This is a genomic window from Aminobacter sp. GW821-FHT11F06 (assembly GCF_058808215.1).
The window spans coordinates 216,816-243,537 of record NZ_JBXARL010000008.1; the positions used below are offsets into that span (position 1 = coordinate 216,816).

The 26,722-nt window shown below is 62.7% G+C and carries 21 protein-coding genes and 1 pseudogene; 17 read left to right on the forward strand and 5 right to left on the reverse strand.

The window, feature by feature from the left end; translation table 11 throughout:
• Positions 1–10 precede the first annotated feature (10 nt).
• The 3 genes from AC1RTB_RS20185 to AC1RTB_RS20195 are packed head-to-tail and all read left to right on the forward strand — an operon-like array spanning position 11 to position 5,233.
• Entirely contained in the window at positions 11–1,840 is a 1,830-nt protein-coding gene (locus AC1RTB_RS20185; RefSeq protein ID WP_492880865.1) for a hydantoinase B/oxoprolinase family protein, read from the forward strand.
• A gap of 7 nt (positions 1,841–1,847) precedes the next feature.
• The gene (locus tag AC1RTB_RS20190) at positions 1,848–3,875 is read left to right on the forward strand and encodes a hydantoinase/oxoprolinase family protein (protein ID WP_492943837.1); all 2,028 of its coding nucleotides are present in this window, start codon (positions 1,848–1,850) and stop codon (positions 3,873–3,875) included.
• On the forward strand, positions 3,872–5,233 hold the full coding sequence (locus AC1RTB_RS20195; RefSeq protein ID WP_492880867.1) for a M20/M25/M40 family metallo-hydrolase: 1,362 nt from the start codon (positions 3,872–3,874) through the stop codon (positions 5,231–5,233). Before AC1RTB_RS20190 ends, AC1RTB_RS20195 begins: the two co-directional genes overlap by 4 nt.
• 58 nt (positions 5,234–5,291) lie before the next feature.
• On the opposite strand, the gene AC1RTB_RS20200 is transcribed toward AC1RTB_RS20195, so the two are convergent.
• Together AC1RTB_RS20200 and AC1RTB_RS20205 are read right to left on the reverse strand one after the other, a co-directional pair.
• Positions 5,292–6,278, reverse strand: coding sequence for an ABC transporter ATP-binding protein (locus AC1RTB_RS20200; protein WP_492880868.1), 987 nt, complete (start codon positions 6,276–6,278; stop codon positions 5,292–5,294).
• Positions 6,268–7,266, reverse strand: coding sequence for an ABC transporter ATP-binding protein (locus AC1RTB_RS20205; protein ID WP_492880870.1), 999 nt, complete (start codon positions 7,264–7,266; stop codon positions 6,268–6,270). The genes AC1RTB_RS20200 and AC1RTB_RS20205 overlap by 11 nt, the downstream gene beginning before the upstream one ends.
• 96 nt (positions 7,267–7,362) lie before the next feature.
• On the opposite strand from AC1RTB_RS20205, the gene AC1RTB_RS20210 reads away from it, so the two are divergent.
• Genes AC1RTB_RS20210 through AC1RTB_RS20230 form a run of 5 tightly spaced genes read left to right on the forward strand, consistent with a single transcriptional unit; the run spans position 7,363 to position 12,878 of the window.
• Positions 7,363–8,973, forward strand: coding sequence for an ABC transporter substrate-binding protein (locus AC1RTB_RS20210; RefSeq protein WP_492880871.1), 1,611 nt, complete (start codon positions 7,363–7,365; stop codon positions 8,971–8,973).
• A 4-nt stretch (positions 8,974–8,977) separates the two neighbouring features.
• Positions 8,978–9,937 carry an ABC transporter permease gene (locus AC1RTB_RS20215; protein ID WP_492880872.1) on the forward strand — a complete coding sequence of 320 codons (960 nt, stop codon included), beginning with the start codon at positions 8,978–8,980 and terminating at the stop codon, positions 9,935–9,937.
• Positions 9,937–10,839, forward strand: coding sequence for an ABC transporter permease (locus AC1RTB_RS20220; RefSeq protein WP_492880874.1), 903 nt, complete (start codon positions 9,937–9,939; stop codon positions 10,837–10,839). Before AC1RTB_RS20215 ends, AC1RTB_RS20220 begins: the two co-directional genes overlap by 1 nt.
• Before the next feature lie 3 nt (positions 10,840–10,842).
• Positions 10,843–12,006 (forward strand): M24 family metallopeptidase, encoded by a 1,164-nt coding sequence (locus tag AC1RTB_RS20225; RefSeq protein ID WP_492880876.1) that lies wholly within the window; start codon positions 10,843–10,845, stop codon positions 12,004–12,006.
• 23 nt (positions 12,007–12,029) lie between these two features.
• Positions 12,030–12,878, forward strand: a complete 849-nt coding sequence (locus tag AC1RTB_RS20230) for an alpha/beta fold hydrolase (protein WP_492880877.1) — start codon at positions 12,030–12,032, stop codon at positions 12,876–12,878.
• Between the two features lie 147 nt (positions 12,879–13,025).
• Here the strand turns inward: AC1RTB_RS20230 and AC1RTB_RS20235 are convergent, their stop codons facing one another.
• Positions 13,026–13,202, reverse strand: coding sequence for a hypothetical protein (locus tag AC1RTB_RS20235; protein WP_492880878.1), 177 nt, complete (start codon positions 13,200–13,202; stop codon positions 13,026–13,028).
• Positions 13,195–13,719: pseudogene (locus tag AC1RTB_RS20240) on the reverse strand (DUF6088 family protein); the annotation flags it as partial. The gene AC1RTB_RS20235 and the pseudogene AC1RTB_RS20240, both read right to left, overlap by 8 nt.
• 82 nt (positions 13,720–13,801) lie before the next feature.
• Between AC1RTB_RS20240 and AC1RTB_RS20245 the strand changes: the two are divergent.
• The 9 genes from AC1RTB_RS20245 (at position 13,802) to AC1RTB_RS20285 (ending at position 25,709) form a co-directional block, all read left to right on the forward strand.
• A complete protein-coding gene (locus tag AC1RTB_RS20245; RefSeq protein ID WP_492880879.1) occupies positions 13,802–14,422 on the forward strand; it encodes a type IV toxin-antitoxin system AbiEi family antitoxin domain-containing protein in 621 nt (206 codons plus the stop codon).
• 143 nt (positions 14,423–14,565) lie between these two features.
• Positions 14,566–15,159: a DUF6088 family protein gene (locus AC1RTB_RS20250; protein ID WP_492880880.1), complete on the forward strand. Its 594-nt coding sequence runs from the start codon at positions 14,566–14,568 to the stop codon at positions 15,157–15,159.
• Positions 15,152–16,168: a nucleotidyl transferase AbiEii/AbiGii toxin family protein gene (locus AC1RTB_RS20255; RefSeq protein WP_492880881.1), complete on the forward strand. Its 1,017-nt coding sequence runs from the start codon at positions 15,152–15,154 to the stop codon at positions 16,166–16,168. Before AC1RTB_RS20250 ends, AC1RTB_RS20255 begins: the two co-directional genes overlap by 8 nt.
• A 27-nt stretch (positions 16,169–16,195) precedes the next feature.
• The gene (locus tag AC1RTB_RS20260; RefSeq protein ID WP_492880882.1) at positions 16,196–18,154 is read left to right on the forward strand and encodes an ATP-dependent nuclease; all 1,959 of its coding nucleotides are present in this window, start codon (positions 16,196–16,198) and stop codon (positions 18,152–18,154) included.
• A gap of 4 nt (positions 18,155–18,158) precedes the next feature.
• Positions 18,159–20,150 carry a UvrD-helicase domain-containing protein gene (locus AC1RTB_RS20265; protein WP_492880884.1) on the forward strand — a complete coding sequence of 664 codons (1,992 nt, stop codon included), beginning with the start codon at positions 18,159–18,161 and terminating at the stop codon, positions 20,148–20,150.
• Positions 20,151–20,200: 50 nt separating this feature from the next.
• Entirely contained in the window at positions 20,201–21,472 is a 1,272-nt protein-coding gene (locus AC1RTB_RS20270) for a hypothetical protein (RefSeq protein WP_492880885.1), read from the forward strand.
• 198 nt (positions 21,473–21,670) lie between these two features.
• A complete protein-coding gene (locus AC1RTB_RS20275; RefSeq protein WP_492880887.1) occupies positions 21,671–23,905 on the forward strand; it encodes a hypothetical protein in 2,235 nt (744 codons plus the stop codon).
• A gap of 151 nt (positions 23,906–24,056) precedes the next feature.
• Positions 24,057–24,683, forward strand: coding sequence for a hypothetical protein (locus tag AC1RTB_RS20280; protein WP_492880889.1), 627 nt, complete (start codon positions 24,057–24,059; stop codon positions 24,681–24,683).
• 42 nt (positions 24,684–24,725) lie between these two features.
• Positions 24,726–25,709, forward strand: a complete 984-nt coding sequence (locus tag AC1RTB_RS20285; RefSeq protein WP_492880891.1) for a hypothetical protein — start codon at positions 24,726–24,728, stop codon at positions 25,707–25,709.
• A gap of 140 nt (positions 25,710–25,849) precedes the next feature.
• Here AC1RTB_RS20285 and AC1RTB_RS20290 read toward each other — a convergent pair whose 3' ends face one another.
• On the reverse strand, positions 25,850–26,122 hold the full coding sequence (locus AC1RTB_RS20290; protein WP_492880892.1) for an SDR family oxidoreductase: 273 nt from the start codon (positions 26,120–26,122) through the stop codon (positions 25,850–25,852).
• Between the last annotated feature and the right edge of the window lie 600 nt (positions 26,123–26,722).

The window sequence follows — 26,722 nt, forward strand, 5'->3', positions numbered from 1 at the left end:
TAGGCAACAGATGACACTGCAATCGTCCGCCGCTTTGGCGCTACCGCCTGATGTCGCTCCGATCTGCGATCCCGTGACACTGGAGATCATCCGCGGGGCGATCATGGCGACCCAGCGCGAGATGGAAGCCCTCATCGAGCGGACGGCCATCTCGGCCTTCATCCGTGAAAAGAAGGACTTTTATACCGCGCTCTTCGATGAGCGCGGCGTGATGGCGGTGGGTTCGATGGTGCCGATCTTCGGCGACCTGACTTCCCCGGTCTTCGAGCACTTTCCGCGCGAATCCATGAAACCGGGCGATCTCTATTGGTACAATGACTGCTATGGCTCCAAGGGGGCCGTGACTCATTCGAACGACCAGGTGCTGCTAGCGCCGGTGTTCCATGGCGGTCGCCTATGCGCCTTCGTGATGAGCTGGGCGCATTTCGCCGACATCGGCGGCCTGCACCCCGGCTCGATCAGCCCCGATGCCACTTCCATCTACCAGGAAGGTATCATCGTGCCACCGACCAAGGTGGTCGACGCGGGCGTCGTCAATGAAAGCGCGCTGGCGATCTTCCACCGCAATTCGCGCTTCCCCGCCCAGAGCGAAGGTGACATGTCTGCGCTCATGGCGGCCGTCAGGCTCGGGGCCATGCGTGTTGCAGAGATCGTGGCCCGCCACAGCGCCGACGTCGTTTCGGACGCCTTGGCGCAGCTCCTCGAGCGCACCCGCACGCTGGTCCGCCGCCGCCTTGCGGAAAACTTCGACTACGGCACCTACAAGTTCGCCGACCAGATCGACAGCGATGGCCACGGCAATGGCCCGTTCTCGCTCCGCTTCTCGATCACCCGCGAAAAGGGTGCCGACGGGCAGGACCGGTTTATTTTCGACGCGACGGAAAGCGACGATCAAGCGCCGGGTCCCGTCAACTTCATCATGAACAAGGGTGTGCCCGGCATGGCGCTTGGGCTCTACTATCTGGGTGGCGATCCCTCCCAGGTGGTTAACGCCGGTGGTCCTCTCGCGATCGACGAGGTTCGCCTGCGCGAAGGCTCGATCGTACAGCCGCGTTTCCCCGCTCCGCTCGGCATGCGTGGCCTCACCATGATGCGCATGCTCGCCGTACTCAATGGCCTCGTCAACCGCGGCAAGGGCGGCGCACCGGCGGCGCAGTCGGCCTATGTCGTCACCATCATGCGCGGCACCCACGGGGCCGAAACCGGCCAGCCAAAACCCTTCCTCCTCGCCGACGGCATTGGCGTCGGCTACGGCGCCCGTGACTTCGCCGACGGTATCGACGCGGTCTACTTTGTGGCGCAGGAAAACTATCCGGTCGAGTTCCTCGAAACCAGCTATCCGATCCGTCTGCGCCAATACGGCATCGTGCCCGATTCCGGCGGTGCGGGCCGCTTCCGCGGTGGTACCGGCATCGTGCGCGAATACGAGATCCTGGCCGATGAGGCGCTGCTCGCCATTCGCATCGACGGCGTCAAGAACCCGCCATGGGGCTATGCCGGTGGCATGTCTGCCGGCATCGGCTCGATAGTAGTCAATCCGGGCACGCCCCAGGAACGCAAGATTGCGCCGTTGTCAGACGGCACCGCGCTCAAGAAGGGCGACATCCTGCGCATTCAGACTGGTGGCGGTGGCGGCATGGGCCATCCCTACGATCGTCCGGCCGAACGCGTGCTCGAAGACGTTCTCGGCGGCTTCGTGACCGCCGGTGCAGCCCAACGCCACTACGGCGTGGCGATCATCGACGGTTTTCTCGATCTAGAGGCCACGGCTCGCCTGCGTGCCGATCGCCCGGCTGTGAAGGCCTTCCACCGCAATACCTATGTTGATGAGCTTGCCTGACATGGCCATGGATTCCACCCGACCTTCACTCGCCGTTGCCGTTGATATCGGCGGCACCTTCACCGACGTGGCTCTGGTCGATGGCGTCGGCCGCTCCTGGCGCGCCAAGACCCCGTCGATCCCGTCCGACCCCTCCGAGGCCTTCCTCAACGGCATTCGTCTGGCGCTGGAACAAGCCGGCGCTTCGGCCGCCGACCTCGACCAGGTGCTGCACGGCACGACCGTCGCCACCAACATGATCCTAGAAGGCAAGGGCGCCCGGACGGCGCTCGTGACGACGCGCGGCTTCCGCTACGTCCTCGCCATCGGCCGCCAGGACATTCCGCGCAAGGCCAACCTCTATACTTGGGTGAAGCCGGTCCCCCCAGTGCCGGCGAGCCGCATCCTCGAGGTCGATGAGCGCATAGCCGCCGGCGGCGCTGTGCTCGAAGCCCTCGACGAGGCGAGCGTGCGCGCCGCCGCCGCCGGCATTCGTGGTATGGACGTGGCGGCGGTCGCCGTCTGCCTCATCCACGCCTATGCCAACCCGGCTCACGAGCGCCGTGTCGCCGAAATCCTGCGCGACGAGCTCCCGGGCCTCGCCATCACGGTTTCAAGCGACGTGCTGCCGGTCGTGCGCGAATACGAGCGTTCGCTCACGACCGTGCTTAATGCGACGGTCATGCCGGGCGTCACCTCCTATGTCGAGCGGCTCGAAAGGCGCCTGACCGACGAGGGGGCCGGCGCGCCGCTCATGCTCATGCAGTCCAACGGCGGCGTGGCTGGCGCTTCCAAGATCCGCGTCGCTCCGGCTCTGACTGCGCTTTCCGGGCCGGCGGCTGGCGTCGTTGGCGCTCGCGCGGCCGCGCAGGCTTGCGGCATCAATGACATCATCACCGTCGATATCGGCGGCACCTCGGCCGACATCTGCCTCATCAAGGATGGCCAGATCGGCCTAACCCAGCATGGCGCCGTCGGCGAGTGGCCACTGGCGCTGCCGATGGTCGACATGATCACGATCGGTGCCGGCGGCGGCTCGCTCGCCCGCATCAAGGATGGCTCCCTGACCGTCGGTCCGGAAAGCGCAGGCGCCCGTCCGGGTCCGGCCTGCTATGGCCACGGCGGGACCGAGCCGACCGTCACCGACGCCCACGTTGCCCTCGGCCAGCTTCCGGCCCGTCTGCTCGGTGGTCGCATGGTGCTCGACGTTGAGGCCGCGAAAGCCGCGGTCATGAGCGTGGCTGCGTCCCTGGGTCTTGATCTCGAAACTGCGGCACGTGGCATCCTCGCCATTGCCGACAATCACATGGTTGGCGCCATGCGCGTGGTGTCGGTCGAGCGTGGTCACGATCCACGCGACTTCACCCTCGTGCCCTTCGGTGGTGCCGGCCCACTCCATGGCTGCGCCCTGGCTGATCTCCTCGGTATCCGCCGTGTGCTCATCACACCGGCTCCGGGTGTGCTCTGCGCCGACGGTCTGCTCGCGGCAGACCTTCGTTCGGAGTTCTCACGCGCCATGGCGATTTCCGGTCCGATGGATCCGGAAGCAACAGCTCCCATCATTGCCGAGCTCGAGGAGCGGGCTTCCGAATGGCTCGACACTGAAGAGGTGGCTGCGGAAGCCCGTGTCATCGAATGCATGGCGCTCATGCGCTATGTCGGGCAGGGCGCGGAGATCGCGGTGGCCTATGCTTCCGATCGCGCGACCGTGGAGGAGAACTTCCGCGCCGCCCACAAGGCGCTCTACGGCTTCAATCTCGGTGCCCCGATCGAATTGGTAACGCTGCGCGTGCATGCCACTGGTCTCGCCGCAATCCCACCGGTCGTAAACCTGGCCCCAGGCAAGACACCCGCCGCCGAGGAGTACGCAGCTGTCAGCATCGGCGGCGCCAGCCTCGACGTGCCGGTGCTCGATCGCGCTAGGCTCGGTGCCGGTGCGACCTTCGCAGGCCCGGTCATCCTCACCCAGCTCGATACGACCACCTTTGTATCCCCCGGCTGGAAAGGCTCAGTTCATCCCTCGGGCGCCATCATCCTGACGCGGGGTGCGGCATGACCTCGTCCTCGCTCGATCCCGTCTTCGACTACATCTCGGCGCGCCACGACGACTATGTGGCGCGACTCGTGGACTATGTCCGCAATCCCTCGATCAGCGCCCACAACATCGGCATCCGGGAGGTCTCAGAGCTCCTGGTCAAGATGTTGGGCGATCTGGGGCTTGAGGTCGAGGCAGTGCAGACGAAGGGCCATCCCTTCGTCCTCGCCCGCTATCAGGTCGATCCGGCAAAGCCGACGGTTCTGCTCTACGGCCACTATGACGTTCAGCCGCCCGATCCGCTCGAATTGTGGGAGAGCCCTCCGTTCGAGCCGACCATTCGCAATGGGCGCATCTATGCGCGCGGCATCGGCGACAACAAGGGCCAGCACTTCGCCCAGATCATGGCCATCGAGGCGCATCTCAAGGTCCATGGCACCCTGCCTTGCAACGTCATTTTCCTTCTCGAGGGTGAGGAGGAAATCGGTTCGCCTCAGATCGCGGACTTCGTGCGCGACAATAAGGATCGGCTCAAGGCTGACTTCGTGGTCACGGCCGACGGCCCCCTCCATGAATCCGGTCGAGCGACGCTCACCTACGGTGTGCGCGGGATGGCTTCGTTCGAGCTGCGCGTGCGCACCGCCGCCCGTGACGCTCATTCGGGCAACTACGGCGGGGTGATGCCCAACGCGATCTGGAGCCTCGTGCACCTGCTCGCCTCGATGAAGTCGCCCGACGGGCGCATCACCATCGAGGGGTTGCACGACCAGATCATTCCGCCCACCGAGGCGGAGATCGCGGCCACCAAGGCGCTGCCGCTCGATCTGCCGGGCTACATGGCCAACATGGGCCTCAAGCGCCTTGACGAACCGGCCGACCGCCCGTTCTGGGATCGGTTGATGTTTCATCCGACCCTGACGATCAATGGCCTCCACGGCGGCTATGGCGGGCCCGGCACCAAGTCGGTGCTCCCTTGCGAGGCTGTCGCCAAGTTCGACATTCGCCTCGTCGATGCCATGACGCCCGAACATGTCGACGCCTGTGTCCGCGCGCACGTGGCCAAACATGCGCCCGAGGTGGAGGTCGTCACCTATGGCAGCATGCTGCCCTCCAAGACGCCGCTCGATAGCCACTGGGGTTTGCTGATCCAGGAAGCGATCGTCGAGGCTCGCGGAGAGACGCCGCTGGTCTACCCGTCTGCCGGCGGCAGCCTGCCGGACTACGTCTTCACCAAGGTGCTGGGCGTGCCGGCTTTTGTCATGCCCTATGCCAACGCCGACGAGGCCAACCATGCTCCGAATGAAAACATGGAAATCAAGCTGTTCTTGAAGGGTATCCGCACAGGCGCCGCCCTGCTGGATCGGTTTGGGCGGGTGTGAGGCATTATCCTCGAAGAGGCCAAGGCGGTCGGCGCGAGCCGGCCGCCTTTTCGTTGGCTTATGCTCCGATGCTCGGTTCTTCGCGCACCGGATGGTAGCATGCCACGCTGCTGAAACCGTTCGCCTCAGCGTTGCGCTGCATCAACGGTTCGTCCCTGCGGCATGCGTCGGTCACGCGCGGGCAGCGCGGGTTGAAACGGCAGCCGGGCGGCGGATTGACCGGGTTCGGCGGCTCGCCACGGGTGGCCTTGCCACGGGCGAGGCGCGCACGCACCGGATCGGGCTCGAGCGCCGAGCCCCGCAGCGCCACGGAATAGGGGTGGCTGGGAGTCACCAACACCTGGTTGGAGGTCCCTTCCTCGACGGCGCGGCCGAGATACATCACGATCACCCGGTGCGAGATTGCGCGCACCACCGCCAGATCGTGGGCGATGAAGATGATGGCGATGTCGAGCCGCTTTTGCAGGTCGATGAGCAGGTTTACCACCTGTGCCTGCACCGACACATCAAGAGCCGATACCGGCTCGTCGCAGACCAGCACCGAGGGTTCGGCAGCCAAGGCGCGTGCAATACCGATGCGCTGGCGCTGGCCGCCAGAGAATTCATGTGGAAAACGGCTTGCTGCTGCCGGTTCGAGACCCACGGCCGTGAGCAGTTCCTCGACGCGGGCACGACGGGCAAAGCCCTTGGCAAGTCCATGAACGTCCAACGGTTCGGCGATGATATCGAGCACCGTACGGCGCGGGTTGAGCGACAGATAGGGATCCTGAAACACCATCTGCACTTGCCGGCGCAGGGCGCGCTCGCGACGGATCGGTTCGCCTCGGAAGAGGATTTCGCCCTTGTCGGGCGTTTCCAATCCCACCAGCATGCGGGCCAGGGTGGATTTTCCGCAACCCGATTCCCCCACGACCGCCAGCGTTTCGCCAGGCGCGACCGCCAGGCTCACGTCCTTTACTGCATGGAAGGATTTGCCGAACACGGCGCCGCCGGCCCGGAAGGTTTTGGAGAGGTTGCGTGCCTCGAGAATCGGTTCAGCCGACATGGGCGGTCTCCACGAGCGGATAGTGACAGGCGCGGCTGCGGTGCGGGAAATCGAAAATCAGTTCCGGGCGGACCTGTGTGCACAGCTTGCCTCGCTGCGTGCAGCGCGGATTGAAGGCACAGCCTGGCGGTGGCGCGACGAGATTGGGAGGCGCGCCCTTGATCGGCTCAAGCCGCTCAACAGTCTCGATCCGCGGTGCGGAGGCAAGCAGCGCTGCAGTATATGGATGGGCTGGTGCGCGGAAAATGTCGTCGACACTGCCGGTTTCGACAAGGCGACCGGCATACATCACCGCCACCCGTTCGGCGGTGCGGGCGACAACGCCAAGATCGTGGGTGATGAGCAGGATGGCCATGCCCAATTCCTCACGCAACTCGTCGAGCAGGTCGAGGATCTGCGCTTGCACCGTGACATCGAGCGCGGTCGTTGGTTCGTCCGCGATCAGCACTTCCGGTTTCAGGGCGATGGCCGAGGCGATGAGAATGCGTTGCCGCATGCCGCCCGAAAATTGGTGCGGATAATCGTCGATTCGCTTGTCAGCCGAAGCCAGATGCACCGAACGCAACAGTTCGATCGAACGCTCGCGGGCTTCCTTGCGCGAAATGCCCAGGTGCGTGCGGTAGAGTTCGCCAAGTTGGTCACCGATGGAGAGCACCGGATTGAGTGCCGACAGGGCATCCTGGAACACGAGGCCGATGACGCGGCCGCGCAGCTTGCGCTTGGCTTCTTCGTCGATGGTCAGAAGGTCGTGTCCCGCCAGATCCATTCGCTTGGCATTGATAGTCGCATTGCCGCGTACGATGCCCATTACCGCGCGCGTCGAAACCGACTTGCCCGAACCCGATTCGCCCACCAGCGCCAGCACTTCCCCGCGTTTCAAGTCGAAGGAAACGTCGCAGACGGCCTTCACCTCGCCTCGCATGGTGGGGAAGCTGACATCTAGCCCTGACACCGAAAGGACTGGGCGCTCGTCTGCCGGTTTCGTCATCGGTGACATTTCCTCCCTCAAGAATTGTACGACAATCCTTGACACGGCTTCGGCCGCATCGCAACACTTGGTCGCCAATTCAACAGCGAGACCATGATGATCCGCAATGTTAGGAATGCCTTGACCCGTCGTGCCGTCCTGATGGGCGGCGTCGTTATGGCCATGGGACTGGCCAGCCTGGGCGCCGTCGGTGCCCAGGACGCGGCCACCCGCATCGTCATCGGCACCACCGCCGATGTCATCAATTTCAATCCTTTGGTCGGCAACAGCCGCTCGGATACCTGGGTTACCAACCTGATGTATCCGCGCCTCATGCAGATGACCGACAAGGGCTCCAAGGCTCCCTATGTCGCGACCGAGTGGGGTTATTCGGAGGATGGCCTGACCGCCTGGATGAACATCCGCGGCGACCTCAACTGGAACGACGGCACACCCTTCACGGCCGACGACATCGTCTTCACCATCACCGCAGTCACCACCGAAAAGATCGGCGTCACCGCCGGTCTCGTGCCTTCGTTCGTCAGCGCCAAGGCAGCGTCGCCGACCCGCGTTGAATTCACCCTGAGCCGACCGGACAGCACCTTCCTCACCAACATCGGCTTCTGGATGCCGATTGTACCCAAGCATGCCTTCCCGGCAGTGGGCCAAGTCGCGGCCTTCGCCAACGACAAGGATTGGGTGAGCGTTGGTCCGTTCATCCTCACCGAAGTCAACGCCGGCCAGAGCTACGTGCTGAAGGCGGTCGACAACTATCCGCTCGTCGAAAGCGGCAAGGCCAGCGTCGATGAAGTCGAGTTCCGCGTGTTTCCCGATGTGAACGCCCAGGCCTTGGCACTGCGTGCCGGAGACCTCGATCTCATCGCCAACGCGCTGCCGGCTCCGATCGCCCGTACCCTCCAGGGTCAGCCAGGCATCACCATCGCCCAGGCACCCTCGCTCGGCTGGTCGCATGTGCTCTACAACATGAAGCGCGAAACCTTGGCCAAGCTCGAAGTGCGTCAGGCTCTGGCGCACTCGGTCGACTACAACGCGATCCGTGCAATCGCCATGCAGGGTCTCGCCAAATCGACCAATTCCTCGGCCATCTCACCGGTACTCAGCGACTGGGCCGATCCGGAAGCCAAGGAGTATGCGTTCGATCCTGAGCTCTCCAAGAAGATTCTGACCGACGCCGGCTATACCGACGCCAATGGGGACGGTTACTTCGACGGTCTCGAATTCTCCCTGCTCTACGAACAGAGCGCCGCCGACATTGCCAACTGGGCGCAGATCATGAAGGACGGCGCAGCCAAGGCTGGCATCAAGATCAATCTCACCGGTCTTGAACGCAACACCTACCTTGCCCGTGGCCGCGAGAAGGATTTCGACATCTACGCCGGCAACTGGGCAGTGATGGAAGAACCGGCCGCCTATCTTGGCCTTGCCTACCGCGCCAACGGCTTCATCAACTACGCCTCGATCTCGGATCCGGACCTGGAAAAGCTGATTGACGAAGCCAAGGCCGCCACGACCCCGGAAGCAGTGAAGGTGCCGGTACAGGCCGCCGCCAAACTCATCCAGGATAAGGTCTACGACAACGTGCTCTACTACCAGACCTTCCAGTTCGCCTATAACAGCGACAAGTGGGATGGTTTCGTAGTCCAGCCGTCGGACCTGCTTTCGCTGGTCAACCCCCTGTCGCTGGCTTCGGTCAAGCCGAAGGACTGATGACGTGCATCTCACCGGCTACTTTGTGCAACGACTGCTGCGCGGACTGGTAACCTTCTGGTTCGCTGTGACGGTGACTTTCTTCCTTGTCCGGCTGTTGCCGGGCGACCCGGTGCTGGCCGTGGCCGCGCCGGGCATGACCGAGGAAATCCGCCTGACCCAGTTGCAGCAATTCGGTCTAGACCGGCCATTGACGGTCCAGTACTTCGCCTACCTGCGCGAACTCGTGCAAGGCAATCTGGGCGTTTCGTTCCTGCGTAGCCAGCCGGTGAGTGCGGTCTTGATGGAGCGCCTTCCATGGACGCTCCTTCTGACCGGGTCGGCCCTCCTGCTCACTGTTCTGCTCGGCGTGCCGCTTGGCGTGCTGGCGGCGACCCGTGCCCGCGGCTGGGTCGACCAGGTCGTGCAGATCGCAGGGGTCATCGGGCAGTCGCTCTTCGTGCCATCGCTCGGGATATTCCTGCTCTATACGCTGGGGCTGATGCTGGGCTGGTTTCCGATCGGTGGGGCCGTCAAATCCGGCCTCACCGGCTTTCCCTACTACCTTTCCATCCTCCACCATCTTGTGCTGCCTTGCTTCACCCTGGTCCTGGCCCAGCTTGCCTCCTATGTACTGACGTTGCGCGCAACGCTGATCGAGGCCCTGGGCGAGGAATATTGCGATCTCGCCCGCGCCAAGGGCACGCGCGAGAGCAAGGTGATCTGGAAGCATGCCCTGCGCAATGCGCTCCTGCCCACCACCACGCTCATCGGGCTGCAGATCGGCTTCCTCGTCGGCGGCGCAGTTCTCACCGAAACCATCTATGCCTATCCCGGCGTCGGCCGCGCCATCTACGAAGCCGTTGGCCAGCTGGATTTCCCCGTGCTGCAGGGTGCCTTCGTGCTGCTGGCCGCCACGGTGGTCATTGCCAATTTTCTGACCGATATGGCCTACGGGCTGCTTGACCCTCGGGTGCGTGCCTGATGACCATGACCAACACTCCCACCGAAATCGCGCCAGCGCCGGCGTCCACCCTGGCGCCCGCCGATCTCCGACCCGCCCAGCGCACATGGCGTGCATTCCGGCGCAACCCGCTCGGCATGGGCTCGGCTGCCATCATCCTGCTGATGGTCGCAGTGGCGATCCTCGCTCCGCTCCTCGCCGAATTTCCCAGCGGCTATGGCAGCGAAGTCCTGATGCCGCCTTCGACCGCTCATCCGTTCGGCACTGACGATCTCGGCCGCGACGTGCTGGCCCAGGTGATCTGGGGCACCCGAATCAGCATGGTCATCGGCTTCGCCTCTTCCTTGCTCGCCATCCTCATCGGCGTGGCCCTCGGCATTCTCGCGGCCTATGCCAAAAGGCTCGACGCGCCGATCTCCATGCTCGTCGACGTGTCGCTGGCTCTGCCAGTGCTGCCGCTGATGATCCTCGTCGCGGCGCTGGTCGGTCCCTCGGTGACGACGCTCGTCGTCGTCATCGCTCTGTTCTCCTGGCCCGAGGTCACCCGCATCGTCCGTTCGCAGGCATTGTCGGTCACGCGCCTGCCTTACGTCGACGCTGCCCGCACCATCGGCGGCTCGCATTTCTGGATCATGACGCGGCACCTGCTGCCAGCGGTTGCGCCGATCATCGTCGTCTCGGTGGTGCTCACTGCCTCGCGTGCGGTAATGTCGGAGGCCGGCCTCTCATTCCTCGGCCTCGGTGATCCGGAAAGCTGGTCGTGGGGAAAGATCCTCTTCAACGCCCAGCGTTCGGGCGCGCTCACCGTTGCATGGTGGTGCACGCTCTTCCCCTCGCTCGCCATTCTCTTCCTCGTCGTGTCCTCGACGCTTGTGTCGATCGCTTACAACGACGCCCGCAACCCGAAAACCCGGGAGAACTGATCTGTGAAGCAACGTCTGTCGCGCGACACCTATGCGCGCATCCAGGATGGCCTGCGTGCGCGCATGGCCGCTCAGGGGTTCGATGGTCTGCTTGTCGACGACCATCACCATGTCGCCTATCTCAGCGGGTTCTTTCACTTTCCCAACGAACGACCGGCGGCGATCTGGCTCACTGCCAAGGAGTGCATCCTTTTGGTGCCGGCGCTCGAGGCCGACCATGCCGAAAAGCAAAACACGGCAGCTGACTTCGTCGTCTATCCCGAGTTCCCCGGCATCGAGGATGCTTTCGCGATCCTCCTGTCGAAGCTGAACCCGACCGGCCGCATCGCCTATTCGCCGGCAACCTCCGTCGGGCGGGTGGAAAAGTTCAAGCAATTCGGGCCCAATGCCACATGGGTCATGTCCGAGATCGTCGAAGATGCGCGGCTCATCAAGTTCCCCGAAGAGATCGTCCTGCATCGTGAGGCGGCCCGCATTTCCGACGCTATGGTCGAGGCGGGGCTCAAACTCATCCGTGACGCCATGGAAGCCGGGGCGCCGTTGCCCACCGAGGCGGAACTGGCCAGCCATGTGACTCGGTTCGGCGTGTCCACCATGTATGCCGAGCATGAGGATGTCGTGGTCGGCCAGATGCTGGCCGGCGGCCTTGTCTATACCGGAAAGAATGCTGCCTTCCCCCACGGCCTGCCTTCGGCCGAGCGGGTCAAGCCGGGCGAAACCTTCATTCTTTCGCTCGGCTGCGCCGTCGGTGGCCGTTTTGCCGAGAGCGAGCGCACCTTCGTGATGGGCGAGCCCAGTGATGAGCAGCGCCGCTTCTTCGACGTCGCCGCCCGGGCCCAGGCCATAGGTACCGACGCCCTGATTGCCGGCCGCCCGTGCTCGGAAGCCAATCGCATCTGCCTTGAAGTGATCCGTGAAGCAGGCATGGCGCAATATCTGCGCCATCGCCAGGGTCACGGCATCGGCATTTGGCTGCACGAGCCGCCATGGATCGCAGACGGCGACGACAGCCCGCTGCAACCCGCCATGATCGTTTCCTCCGAACCCGGGCTCTATATCCCCGGCCATGGCGGCTATCGCATTTCCGATACGGTGCTGATCACCGAGGCCGGGCCCGAGCGACTGACCAAGCATTCCCGCACCATCGATGAATGCATCATCGGCTAATCTGAAGCACTGAGGAGACAGGAATGGACGTCACCATCAACGGAGCGCGGCTCAACATCGAGGTGCTGGGTGCCGACAACAAGGATGCGCCGGTGATGATCGTCCATCACGGTGCACCGGGCCTCGGCAGCCATGCCGAGCCCAAGGCTTCCTTCGGCCCCTTTGCCGATGAATACCGCATCGTCGTTTTCGATGCCCGTGGCAGCGGCGCCTCTGAGGACAAGGCCCCCTTCACCCACGAGCAATGGGCGGCGGACGTTGATGCCATCCGCGAGTGGATCGGAGCCGAAAAGGTCATCATGGCCGGCGGCTCCTATGGCGGGTTCATCTCCATGGAATATGCCATCCGCTACCCGGGCCGGGTGCTTGCCATGGTTCTGCGCGACACTTCGGCGGACAACGCCCATCGCGAACTCTCGCGCGCCAATGCCCTGGCCTCGCCGCGCATCGAGGTCGATCTTGACCTCTTCAACCGCATCATGGCGGGGACGACGCGCGACAATGCCGACCTGAAGGCCGCTTGGGCGCACATCCTGCCCCTGTACGACCATGACCTGGACTTGGACAAAGTCCAATCGAGGATCGAGAACACCCCATATCACTACGCCACTCACAACTTCGCCTTTGCGGTCAATCAGGAAAACTATGACCTCAAGGACAAGCTTCCTGGCATCAAGGTACCGACCCTGATCACCGTTGGCCGCCATGACTGGATCACCCCAGTTTCGGCCTCCGAAGCCATCCACCGCCTGATCCCGGGTTCGGAAATGGTTATCTTCGAAAATTCCGGCCATTCACCCCAGGTCGAGGAGGCGCCTAAATTTCAGGTCACCGTCCGCGATTTCCTGTTCCGTGCGCTAAACAACCGCTGATCTAAAGCGAGGACTGGCGCCTGGCCGGCACGCGCCGGCCAGGCAAGCAAAAGTCGCGGCGGTTGGCGTCCGGCGGTTGTCCGCCAAGCGAGGGCCCGACGGGTTCGCCATGATCGTCACCGACGGCATCTTCCGCTTCCGCTCTCGCTACGGGTTCGATAGGCTAGAACTCTGCGTGCCGGGCGAATTGATGAAGATCACCATCGAGCCTTTCGCCAGGGCCAATCTGTTCAAGAAGAGGTCGCGAACGCGAAGGAAGAGCATGCCGGTTTCGCCAAACAGCGCGGCGCGGTCCTTTGGTGGGAGCAGGGCGACCTTATCCATCGACGTTGGCCGTCACTGTGCTGGCGATCAAGACGAGCGTGGGCCGCATCCAAGCCGGCGCCTGCACGGCAGAGGACGCGCGTGTCTTCTTGTCACTTGCCGAAAGTTGGCGTGCGGCGACTTGCGCAATGTCGGCCGCACGAACGGGACCGACATGGCGAAGGGCTTGAACGACCGTGCCGGCCGGGCTGCCCGGAGCGATCAGATGCTTCGGCGACGCATGCCGAAGATCGACCACGCGTTTGCCGAGTACCACACGCCGTGATGGGCCATCGGTGAGATATGTGCTCTTCGCCGGCACCTGCGTCGTAAGCCCGAGCGCGTTTGCGGCGCGCGCGCCCGCGATCTGAACCAGCGACCCGGTCTCGCGCGCCAAAGCATGCGCGACGTCGTCGAGAGCCGGCGAGAGTTGACCGAGCTTCGGGTGAACCTTCGGGAAATCGTAGAGACCTCGCACGAGTCGACGCAACTTGCCGGCCTTGACCAGCCTAGACAGGGCCTGGTCGACCGCCGCGCGCCGCCGCCTATTCCTGGCTGCCGCAGGGATGACGTGTGACAAAACCTCTGATAAGATCGCGGTCGATTAGAGGATTTGTAACATGCCCTCGGCGCACGATTCGCAAAAGGCGAGGCTCAGAAGCCTGCTCAATGCGCGCACCATGATGCATGCGCATGAACTGCGCGAGGCTGGCATCAGCGCGCAAACGATCGCGCGCGCCGTCGAGAGCGGTGAAGTCGAGCGTATCTCGCGCGGGGTTTATCAGAAGCGTGGCGCGGAAGTCGAAGAGAACCAGATCCTCGCCGAAGCTGTCATGCGCGTCCCCAAAGGCGTGGTCGCTCTGGTATCGGCTCTCGCCTTCCATGGACTGACCGACCAGATGCCACGGCGCGTCTGGATGGCGATCGGGACGAGCGATTGGGCACCCGTCCAGTCCTATCCGCCGCTGCGCATGGTCCGTTTCACGGAGTCCTATCTGCGCCAGGGCATCGAGCATCATGCGATCGCTGGCATCGACGTCCCGGTCTATTCAATCTCGAAGACCCTTGCCGATCTATTCCGAAACCCAAAACTGGTCGACCGATCGGTCGCTGTAGAAGGTCTGCGCGCCGCCCTCCAGCAACGCAAGGTAACTCCGAGCGCAATCGCCCAGGCCGCGAAGGCCGGCGGCGCTTGGAAGGTGATGCAACCCTATCTCGAGGCGCTCACCTCCAATGGCTAAAGCACCAACGAACATGGCGAAGTCGGTCAAGGACCGGTTGCTCACCTGCTCGATGCGGGGGCTCCGCTGATCTAGCTGGACGACAGCAAGCCGCCGATTGCAAACTGTCAGAAAACTGCGTATATTTCTGACAGGAGATCAGCATGCAACGGTTGAGCGAACAGATTTTGGCGCATGCGGGCGGATTGCCCGAGGGTACGCCCGTGTCCGCGAAAAGCTTGCTTCACCTCGGCAATCGGGCTGCGGTGGACCAGGCGTTGTCGCGCCTGGCGGAGCGTGGCCAACTGATCCGCGCTGGCCGTGGCGTCTATCTGCGTCCCGTGACGAGCCGGTTTGGCACGCGGTCGCCTTCGGTGGAGCAGGCGGTCGAGGCGCTCGCCAGTCAGCGCGGCGAAGTCATCGTGTCCAGCGGTGCGGCGGCCGCCAACACCCTTGGCCTCACGACACAGGTTCCGGTCCGCTCGGTCTATTTGACCTCGGGCCGCACCCGGAAAATGAATCTCGGCAAGCAGGTGGTCGAACTGCGGCACGCACCGCGCTGGCAGCTCGCCTTGGCCAATCGGCCGGCCGGTGAGGCAGTCCGGGCGCTGGCTTGGCTTGGTCCCGAGAAGGCCGAGGCGGCGCTGTTGGCTTTGAAGCGCAAACTTCCGCAGACTACCTTCAACGAGCTGGTGGCGGCGGCGCCGCAGCTTCCGACTTGGCTCGCCCGCAGCGTGGGAAAGGCGGCGCATGGCTGACGCATTCCTCAGCCTTGCGGCCGCGGATCGCCGAGAAGTCTTGGGCGTCGCGGCCGACCGATCCGGTCGCCCCGCGCACCTGCTCGAAAAGGATGTCTGGGTGGTCTGGGCGCTTGCCGCCCTCTATGGGTCGCCCCTCGGCGAACACCTGGTCTTCAAGGGCGGCACATCGCTGTCGAAAGCCTATGGGGTCATCCGTCGATTTTCCGAGGACGTCGACCTCACCTATGACATCCGCGCGCTTGCTCCCGACCTGGTGGGCGGCAACGGCGAGGCCTTGCCGAAGACCCGCAGCGAGGAGAAGCGCTGGTCGAGCGAGGTCCGCAAGCGACTGCCCGAGTGGGTGGCGGGAACGGCGCAGCCGACCATCGCGAATGCGCTGGCCAGCGGGGGATTGGCGGCGGCGATCCGCGTCGAAGATGACAAGCTGTTCATCGATTACGAGGCGACGGCAATCGGTTCGGGATATGTCGCACCGAGCGTGATGCTCGAATTCGGTGCGCGATCAACGGGCGAGCCAGCGAGTTTGCGCGACGTAGTCTGCGATGCTTCCGGCTTGGTGGAGGACGTCGTCTTCCCGACTGCCCGGCCGCGCGTGATGCATGCGGAGCGGACCTTCTGGGAGAAGGCAACGGCCATCCACGTCTTCTGCCGGCAGGAGCGTTTGCGCGGTCATCGGTTCGCCCGGCACTGGCATGACGTCGCTCGACTGGATGAGGCCGGCTTCGCGGCTGCTGCTTTCGCTGATCGCGACCTGGCGACCGCCGTCGCCCGTCACAAGGCGATGTTCTTCGCGGAGAAGGCAGCGGGTCGATCGCCGATCGACTACGCGGCTGCGGTCAACGGCGGTCTGCAACTCGTTCCGGCCGGCGATGGCGCGAAGGCCTTGGAAGAAGATTACGCCCGCATGGTTGAGGACGGCCTCCTTCTGGAGGACGCCGAGCCTTTCGAGGCGCTCATGGAGCGCTGCACAGAGATCGCCGCACGAGCCAATAGCGCGGCAGGATAAGAAAAAAAGCAGGCTGGGGAGGCGACGGTGTACATTTCCGAAATCTACGCGAGCGGCTTCCGGTGCTTCGATCCGGCCGCGCCGTTGCAACTGAAGCTCTCTTCCGGTCTCAACATTCTCGTGGGGCCGAACGACGCCGGGAAGAGCGCGATCATCGACGCTGCCCGCTATGTTCTCTGGACGCGTGGCGACGACTATATCCGTCCGGACGAACACGACTTCCACGTCGGCGCCGACGGAACACGGAGTAGCGACTTCGTCGTGCGATGCACTTTCGACGACCTCAGCGCTGATGAAGAAGCCCGTTTTCTGGAATGGTGCGCCAACGAAAAGGGGAAGCTTCGTCTGCACGTCTGCATGCGGGGCGCGCGGCGGGTTTCTCCTGGCGGCGGCAGTATCATCTCCAGCCAGCACCGCGCTGGCGCCGAAGGCGAAGGACTGCCGCTCGACGGGGAATTGCGCGAGTATCTGAAGGCCACCTATCTCAAGCCTCTGCGGGACGCCGAGCGCGAGATGCGAGCAGGACGCCGGTCGCGTCTGTCGCGCATTCTCGGCGCGATGCCCACGATGGGCCCCCAGAGCAAGCCGGCCGCGCCGGGTGCCAAGGTTACGCTTCACGACACGCTTTCCGCCGCTGACGCGGCGGTCCGGGACAACGCTGCTGTGGGGGGCGTCGCCAGCAGCGTGAATACCGATTTTCTAGACAAGCTGTCGTTTGTGGATGATCGCCTCGTCGCGACGCTGGACCTCGGCGCGGGCGGGTCGTTCGATCAGATCCTCGAACGGTTCGAGCTCTATCTGAACGCTAAGGCAGGGACCGAGCGCGTGCAGCGCGGATTGGGCTACAACAACCTGCTGTTTATGGCGGCCGAGTTGCTGTTGCTTCAGTCGCATCCCGATCAGGTCCCGTTCCTGCTGATCGAGGAGCCGGAAGCGCACCTGCATCCCCAGCATCAGACGCTGTTCATGGAGGTGCTCGCAGCTCGCGCCGCCAAACCGGATCCCAAGAAAGGCGAAACCCATCAGCAGGTCCAGGTCCTGCTCACCACCCATAGCCCGCAGCTCGCGGCCGGCGCCGAGCTTGAGACCATGACGATGATCGTCAGTCACAGCGCCTTTCCGTTGGGCGCGGCGCATACCCGGCTCGAAGCCGACGACTATGAGTTTCTGCGCCGCTTCCTCGACGCGACCAAGGCCAACCTGTTCTTCGCCCGCGCACTGATCGTCGTGGAGGGCGACGGCGAGCACCTGTTGCTGCCCGCGATCGCCGAGAAGCTTGGGCGTCCGCTCAGCCGCTATGGCGTCTCGCTCGTCAATGTCGGTCACCGCGGCTTATTCCGGTACAGCCGGATACTGCAACGCAAGACCGGGAACGCGATCCCCGTGCCCGTGGCGCTGATCCCTGACAGGGATATCCCGCCCGCCGAGGCGAAAGACCTCGTCGGTGATCGGAAGACCGAGAACGAGCTGACGCAGGACCAGGTCGTTGCACGGCTGAAGACGCTGCGGCGCGACGTCGGGGACCCCGTCGACGCTTTCATCGCCGACAGTTGGACGCTCGAGTTCGATCTCGCGCTGCGGCCCGAGCTTGCCGAGAGCGTTCACCAGGCGGTCCAGCTCGCCAAGACCAGCAGTCGCAAGTCCGAGCGGCTTGCGAAGATCGTGACGAAGGCCAGCGAAACCTACGCAGGCTGGAAGGAGGCTGGGCTCTCCACGACCGAGATCGCCGTCAAGATCTACCAGCCCGTCCACGACAAAGGGGCCTCCAAGGCCGAGGTCGCTGAGCAACTCGCCGCCATACTGCGTAAACGCACCGATACGCCGGAGCAGATGCGCGATCGACTTCCGCCCTATCTGGTGCGCGCGATCGACTACGTGACGGGTGGCTATGTCCCCGGGGCGCCAGCGATCGTACCCGAGCCGGAAGTCGAAGACGAAGAGATCGGGGGCGCCGGGAAGGAAGGCGCGGCGGCGGTGGAGGCGTAGCACCATGTTCGAGATCCTGCCGCTCACACCCGAACTGCTTGCCGAACTTGGCGACGAGCTGGGCGGCTGCGATTTCACTGATCCGAGCCAGACCGATTTCCTGGCGAAGGCCACCCCCTGTGACGTCCAGGCGGCACCCGGCAACGGCAAGACGACGCTGCTGGCCGCAAAGCTTGCGCTGCTTTCGCGTAACTGGTCGACCCGCAGGCGGGGCGTCTGCGTCATCTCGCACACCAATGCCGCGCGGACGGAGGTCGAAGATTTGATCGCCCGTCACCGGACCGCAGCGCGGCTGATGGCCTATCCTCATTTCACCGGCACGGTCACAGCGTTCATAAACCAGTACCTTGCCTTGCCCTATCTTCGAGGCTTGGGTTGGCACGTGCGCCAGATTGACGACGACGCCTTCGCGGCTGAGGCGCTGCGGCGGTATCCGGGTTGGGTCGTCCTCGACAACCTCGCCAAGAACAAGAAGCTCAAGCTGAAGCGCAGACTCGAAGAGTGGATTTCGCTCCTCGATCTGGACTCGGGTTTCACGGACACAGATGCAGAGCCCCGGGCGCTGGCGGTGCGCTGCCGCAAAGGGCAATGGGGTGCCCACACCGATTGCGGGAAGGCGCTCGAATCCCTCAAGGCCTCGATGGTCAAGAGCGGGCTCTATCGTTACGCCGACATGACCGCGCTCGCGTGGCGCGCGCTCCGTGAAAACCCCGCTCTCGCAGAGCGGCTTTGCGACCGCTTTCCGCTCGTCATTCTTGATGAGGCGCAGGACACTCATGGCGACCAGCTCCGGCTGCTGGAGCACGTGTTCAAGCAAGACGGATCGGCGTTCCAGCGCCTCGGGGACAGCAATCAAACGTTATATGAGGACGATGGAACAGCACCGGCCTATTGGACACCAGGCTCCGGTTGCATCCCTCTCGATACGAGTCGCAGGTTCGGCGGGGAGATCGCCGGATTTGCAAGTCGGCTGACCGCTCGTCAGGCTCAGACCATTGTGGGCCTGGGCGCACGGCCTGCGTCGCGGGTGATATTCCTGTTCGACGAAGCTACGATCGGTGGGGTTCTCGGGGCCTTTGCGAAAGAGGCACGCGCGCTGTGGGGCGGCGATTGCGGTGCGCGCGACGTCTGGGCGGTCGCATCGCGTCACAATCTGCCCGGTAAGAAAGGGGCTTGGCAGCCGAAGAGCCTTGTCGACTATCATCCCGCATATCGCAGCGAGGGTGGGTCTCGATCGAAGACCAACCTCCTTTGCCGGCAGCTTCAGAAAGCTGCGGTACACCACGCTGCGGCACGCCCTCCCGCAGAGGTCGGCGAGATGCTCGCCGTCGGGGTTTCCGGGCTGGCGCGCGCGCATGGCTGGAAAGCGGCGAATGATCGTCCAATTACTGCGCATAATGTCTGGCAGGCTCTGTCGCATCGCGACCTTGCGTTGCCGCGCACTGTACGTCGACTACTCCGCGACCATGTGCTTGCCAGCGATGCGGTATGGGGGCAGGCAGCATGGCTGGCGTTCGTGGCACAGTTGCTGGCACTCTTCAGTCCGCATCCTCAGGACGCTGAAGCTGAGATCGCAGATTACTGCGGCTTCGTCGCGGAGCAAAAAATCGATCTTGCCGATCCCGAGCGGCGTTCCACGAAGCAGGTGCAATTCGATGACGTCACATTGAGGCTGGGATCGATCCATTCCGTCAAGGGTAAGAGCGTAGACGGAATTCTCGTCGTCGAGAGTGAGGTATGGAAAGGCAGTCGTGCAGACGAGCAGTGCATCGACCTGACCACGGTTCTTCCGCGTGCGTTCGGAGTTACCAATGAGCCATTCAAAGGGGTGGGGCTCACTGCCGCGACGAATGTCTTCGTGGGCGTGACCAGGCCGCGTGAATTGCTTGGACTCGCGCTACGCAAATCCGAAGCAATGGCTCTGATAGGGCCCGCCACAGACCAAGGGTGGAAGCTCGTCGACTTGGTCGCACAGGCTGCGGAGTTGAAGGGATGAGCGGGTCTGTGTCGACAGCCGGAATAGGGACGTCGGCTAGGCTGATTGGTTTGACCAAGCATACGAAGCACCGTCACGTACCAAGCCCGATCTCTCCGTCCTTCGTGGCGCCGGAAGCTCAGTCGATCCTATCCTTCAACCCGATTGCCTTGGCGGCCGCAATCGCGCGAACGGCGACGACTTGGGATGATGCACCTGTCGTCTTACTCAATGGATTGCAGCAGAGTGCTCTGATCGAACTGGAGACCTTACTCCAGGACGGATCGGCATTCGCGCTCGAATCCCATTTCAAGCTTCTTGCGGATACTGCAGGGTCACAGTTTGCGGCCAAGGTCGGCGCCGGCATTGCCCACCTCTATATGGACGCTCTCGGTTACGTATGGCGAGCAAACGCGGCGTGCCTCTCGTCTAAGCTCGATCCCCATGCGGACTTTATCTACGATGGCGGCAACGCGTCCGGCCACGGTGCTGTGCTCGCCGAGGCGCATGGCTCGTTCGCCAAAGACGCGAGCGCCGCCAAGATAGCCAACGCCGCGAAGAAAAAATACGTCAAGCAGGTAAAGCCCTTTATCGCGAAGCCGTCGCCGTTCGGAGAGATAATCCACGGCTATTCGATTGCGTTTGGATCGAAGCCCACAGCGGCCGGGAGTTTCCTGGCCGTATCGGAGACACGGATCTCAAAGCCGCGAAAGCGAACTACGCCACCAAGCGTCCCGCAGAGGGACGCGATATCAGAAGGTGCGCCGGCGCCGATTGCTCTGGCGACCCATCGCTCCAACTTTCTCTTGATGGGCGCACCGGAGGTAACGAATTGGATCGACTGGATCCGCTCGCCAGACTCCCCAGTTCCCGAGCGACATAACGTTCCGCTTCTTCGAATTGACTATGCAGGGCGGACCTATTTGGCGGCGACGCCGTGGCTTTTGCGACCTGGCGGTCCTCCGTGGTGGATCGAGGATTTCTTCGATCATCCTGAGTGGTGGCGAATTGCTCGGCGCGCGCGACTATCGCCGTCACGTCACCCCGGTTCTGACTTTGGCTGGTTCGTGATTGAGGAGAAGGCAGGAGCCGAATTCTTGAACGCACTGAGCAATGCGATCCGCGATCGAGCGGTGGGGCTGCCGGCGACGATGAGGCTTCCAACCTTTGAACCTACAGGCTTTGCGCTTTCAGCGGGAGATCATATTGCGAGAGCCGAGGCAGATGAGCCCTACCAGTATGCGCTTTTCCGTGACGGCCTGGCCCTTCTCGGAGAACCTTTCCGTGGGCGGCCGCGCGATGTGGTTGTCTGGTCGCCAGATGGAGGTATGGCGCTTGGATGATACTCCTACGGCGGGCCGCGTCGCTGGGCGTATTGCCGGGCGTTTCCGCGCCCGAGCGGCTTGGGCACCCCCCGTGTCGCAATTCGGATCGTCGTCGAGCCAGCTTCAGACTCCGCCCCTGCAGAGCTACGCGGGTCAGAGCTTTTCCCTGGTTCCGAACACCCCATACGGTCGTTGCGAATGAGTCGAGGAGCGAACGTGTCGGGAAAAAACGGCGGTGTAGGCCCGGTGGGCGCGCCAGCGTTTCGTGCGCTTTCGCCGGGGGCGATTGGAGCTCTGCGAGCCAAGCAGATTAAGAACGCCAAGAAGCAGGTCTCTGCATTTCCCCAACTCGTGGCGCAGTTGCAAGCGTTGCTGTGCACCACCTATCCGCCGCACATGATCGCTGTCATCGCGGGCTGGGGTCTACGCACTGCGGCTGGCCCAGAAGGGGTCAAGGGCGCATCGATGATCAAGGGCGTCTCGCAACACCATGTAGAACTGCTTCAGGCGATAGCCCTGACGATGCCTGCCAGCGATTGGGGGATCGAACCCGCGGAACCGGAGCAGATCCAGAGCGCCATCGATCTTACGCTCAAGCTCGCCGACGCGTTCGTGGGTCGCCGCATGCTTGACGCCGAGGCTCTCAATGACCCTCTAGTCCGCACACAACGGGGACTGCAGGAGCGCCTGCGTATACACACCCAGATGGTCCGAAACTGGGGTCCCTACCAAGAGGTGCTTCGGATCCTGCGGGACCTCTATGCTCCGCTCGACGAGCCGTTTCGCCAATTTCACGGCTTTGGCGTCCTCAATGTCATTGCGGTCGCTGAACAGACCGTGGCGGCCATTGAAGCTCAGGTGAACGAGCGCTTCCGGTTGCTGAAGGATATCTTCAAAGCGGCGGATATCAATGAGCTCGTCCATGATTTCTTCGCGCGCTATCCGGGCGTTGCAGGGAATCCTGCGGACCTGCTCACCGATTTGCACCCAGACGAGACGATGGAATCCGTTCGCGCGCGGCTCCTTTTCCATGCCGATCGCTGGCTGGTCGTCAATTCGCTCGCGCCTGTGGCGACCGTCGCCTCTGCGGTGGGTGTCACTGAAACCCAGGTTCAAGCCATCCTGGATCGCCTCAGCTTCAGCCCCGGCGCCTTGGTGGGGAACAATCTTGATCACCTGTTTCTCGACAATCCGGTCTGGAACAAGCCGGGCATCAGGTCGGGTGGCCAATATTTCTTCGCGTTTCCCCAAACCTGCGTCAGCTTCCTCCACGAGATCCTTCGCCCACTTTGCGAAGAAGCCGGACTCAAGACGGTGCTGGAAAGCCGGCGCGCGGTGTATTTGGAACTCGAGACCGCACGGATCATCAGCGAGGCACTTCCCGGGAGCCGGGTGACAACCGGCGCGAAATGGCCTCCCTATGAGACCGACGTCCTGGTGCTACTCGATCGAACGGTCCTGATCGTCGAAAGCAAGTCGGCGACCCTGAGCGCACAAGGCCTGCGTGGTGCGCCCGATCGCGCGCGTCGCCACATTAGGGAACTGATAGCTGCCCCCTCAATTCAATCGGCTCGCCTCAAGGCGCTTATCGCCAGAGCGCGGGGTGGCGATAAGGCGGCGCTGGTGACCGTCCGCGAACTTGGTCTTGAACCGGAGAATATTGACGAGGTCATCCGTATCTCCGTCACGCTTGACGATCTCTCGGTCCTGTCGTCGGCCGAAAGCGAATTGAAGGCCGCCGGTTGGATTCCGGCGGACCTTGAGCTAGCCGCCACCCTGAACCTGGCCGACCTAGCCTGTATCGCCGACATCCTCCCGCGCCCCTGCCAGTTCCTCCACTATTTCAGCGAGCGAAGTCAGATTCAAAAGTCAGCGGATATTTTTGGGTTCGAGTTGGATTTTCTTGGCCTGTATCTGGCGACAGGATTTAGTCTGGCGGTCGCTGACGGGCACGCCCGCCTAGACATCACCGCCATGTCCCAGGCGGTCGATCGCTACTACCACAACCTCGATTTGGGTCTGGCGGTCGACAAGCCGGCCCCGCGAATGGCACGGATGTTTGAAGCGATCCTGGATCAGCTTGAGGCGCGTCGCCCTACGGGATGGACGACCATGGCGCTGGACGTGCTCAGCGTCGGCGACGCCGACGACCAGGAGGAGTGCGCTGACCTCGTGGAGCAGGCGCGCGAGGAGGTTATGCGGGCGCCTGACGATCCCGATCACCTGAACGTCGTGGCCCGAATTCCGCCAGGCGACCGCGATGTTATTCTAGCGTTTCACGTCTTTCCTTATGTCTTTCGGCCCAAACGCAACGACGCGGTTCGAGCAATCGCTCGGCAAGTGCTGGATCAGTCGGACCGATCACGATGCCTGGTCGTCAGTCGCATGATCGAGACCTGGGGCGCCAACGGGTTTGACGCGATCACCATGGCGGTCGCGGGCAAGGGGTGAGGATGAGCCGCCCGAGCCGAAGGGGATCGGCGTGGCTGGTCTTCAATATCGTCCAGTTCGAAGCGAAGCCAACTCCCATCAGCGTTCCACCGCGTCCGTATCTGACGTTTCGAATAGCCAAGCATCCTAGTACTCAATAAGGAAGCGCCGCATGTCCCATTTTCTGCCGGATATCGAAATCGCCATCACCGGTCCGGTGGAAGTCTTTCTCGATGGAATGGCGGAGCTTGGCAGAGTTTCTGGGCGATTCAATGTTGAGCGCGTTTACGATGGTGCTGGGATCAGAGGGTATCAAGCCGTCAATTTCTGGCTCCAGGAGGACAGTGTTCACAAGGACCTAGGTCTGCAACTACTCTCCCCGCCTGATCGGCCCAATCCGGTCCGGGTCGAGGCGCGCGCAAGGCGCTGGAGCCCGGACCCCGCGACCTATGACGTCTATGTGGAAATCACGCGTTCACTCTTGGAGCCTCTTCTGGCCGCCTGGAACAAGGCCCATTCGACCCCATATCGTTTGAAGATCGAGCGGTTCGAGCAAGATCGGTTTGAGCTGACCGAGCGAACCCAAGAGCTGTTCGACCGCTTCGCGGTATTGGCCAATACTTCGTCCCTCCATCCGCTCGACTGGAATCGCTTCTATCTCTTCGTCCGCGAATGCCGCCAGAAAATCCCCAACCATGAACTGCGGGCAATGCTGAAGCAGCGGGAGTTTTCTACCGAGAAGGCTGAATATTTGGCGGAGCTATATGGCCACCTCCGGGCCTTCAAGCGGCTGCGTTAAGTGCCTGATCCAAGCGAAGATCTCCAAAGCAGGCGACAACATATGAGCAGTCAAAAGGTCCTCTACCTCGATCAAAATGCTTGGATCGCGCTGGCCCGCGGCGCTTGGGACAAGGACGAACATCGCGCCGAGCATGCGGCGCTCGTAGTTGTTGGCGAGGCCGTAGAGGCTGGCCACATCATCGTGCCACTCAGTTTCACCAACATCTACGAGACGATGAAGATCGACCTGCCGGTGCGACGGGCCCATTTGGCCCATGTGCTGGCTACCCTTAGCCGCGGAAAGGTGCTGCGCGGGCGGCGTCGGATTCTCGAGGCGATGCTGTTGCGGCAGATCGGCATAGCTACGGGGGTACCAGTCCCACCGCTACCCAAACATTGGTTCTTGTCCGACCTTTGGTTCGAAGCCGTGGCCGAGCATGAGGCCGGAGTATTCGACAGCGCGATCTCACAGATTGTTCTCGACTACATGCGGCAAAATCCGCAGGAGGCGCTGTTCACCTATTTGCTGGGAGAGGATGAGGCGGTTCGCAAGGAAGGGATCCGGCGATACACCGCTGAATCTCAAGCATTGATTGCGCGACTGGAGGTGCGGCACCAGCGTTCGGCTGGAGAGACGTTCGCCCTGCGTCTGCGCGCCTACGCGGCTCAGCTGATGATAGAAGAGCTGGAATACATACTGGCGCTCGGCCGTCGGTATGGCCTGCCCTGGTTCGAGCTCACCGACATCGGTGACAAGCTGGCCAAGAGCCTGATCTCAGACGTGCCCATCCTGGACGTCGAGCGCCAGCTGACCGTACGGTTGGAAGATCAGAAGCGCGTCACCAACGAAAACGACTTGCGAGACATGTCCGCCTTTATGACGGCGCTGCCCCTCGTCGACATCATGGTGGCCGAAAAGCAGTTCGTGAATCTCAGTCGGCAGGCCAAGCTTAACAATCAGCAGGGAACGCTCCTGCTGACCTCCGTCCACGATCTGACCGCGCGGATGCTCGCGCCTTCACCTCAAGAGCGGCTCGAAGACTGACAGGGGTTGTCAGGTTAACGCCGGCCAGCGCGGCTTGTGCGAGCGACAGGTTTTCAAGCCACAGCAGTAGCCTCAGCCCAAGCGTTGTTGGCCGCACTCCGGAAAATCCGAAGGGTGGGCGTCGAGATAATCCGACTGCCTCACCAAGGGACCGAGCCCTCTTCGTTGGAAAAGCCGCCCGTGGGTCCGTCATCGTCGATGGTCGTAAACTTGACGATGATCCCAGCGGCATCAGCCGGCGTGCGCGTGCCCATATGGTGGCTGAGATTGGTATTGACCAAGCCGGGGCTCACGGCGTTGACCTTGATCCCGTCCTTCTTGAGTGCCAGCGCAAACAAGACGGTAGCGGTGTTCAATCCTGCTTTCGATGCACAAAGGCATAGGGCATTGCGCGTCGGACCGGTGCTCCTCAAGGATCCTCGCCTGCAGCGCGATCATGCTTCGCCATAACCGACGCGATATGAAGCCGTCTCGTCCCGGCCAGATGGCGCCAGTAGTGCGAGCGTGCTACAGCATGCTGGCGGTACTTTTCCAATGCGGAGTCGGGTGCATCGGCTCCCGTCGTAACAAAGATCGCTCGATTGGTGCCGATAGTCCCTGAAACCCCAAAAATATTTTCGCGGCGATTTTTCCTTTAAAATCAAAAGCGTAACTTTTTGACGGCCTCGGCGTCGGAGTTTGTGGGGCGTCAGAATAAATTCGTGAGTTATTTCAATTGGTTATACGTTGTTTGAACAATCGAGTGGGAGTGAGGGTGCAAACGGCGGCGACAGCGTAGTTTCGGTGGTGAATTCCGCCGTCGCGCAATGTCATTGAATAGCTCAGTCCACTGAGTTGGCATTCTCCATCTCTGCCTTGCCAGTTCGATCTGCGCCCATTTTCGAGTTGATGTAAGTCGCCTTAAGGCGCGGGAGTACCCTAGCGTAGAGTAGCTTGCACAAAGGCGGGTCTGCTTTGCGCCTGATCTCCGTCATTGAAGCTCTGCCGTCGATCGCCTGAAAGCGGACATCGAA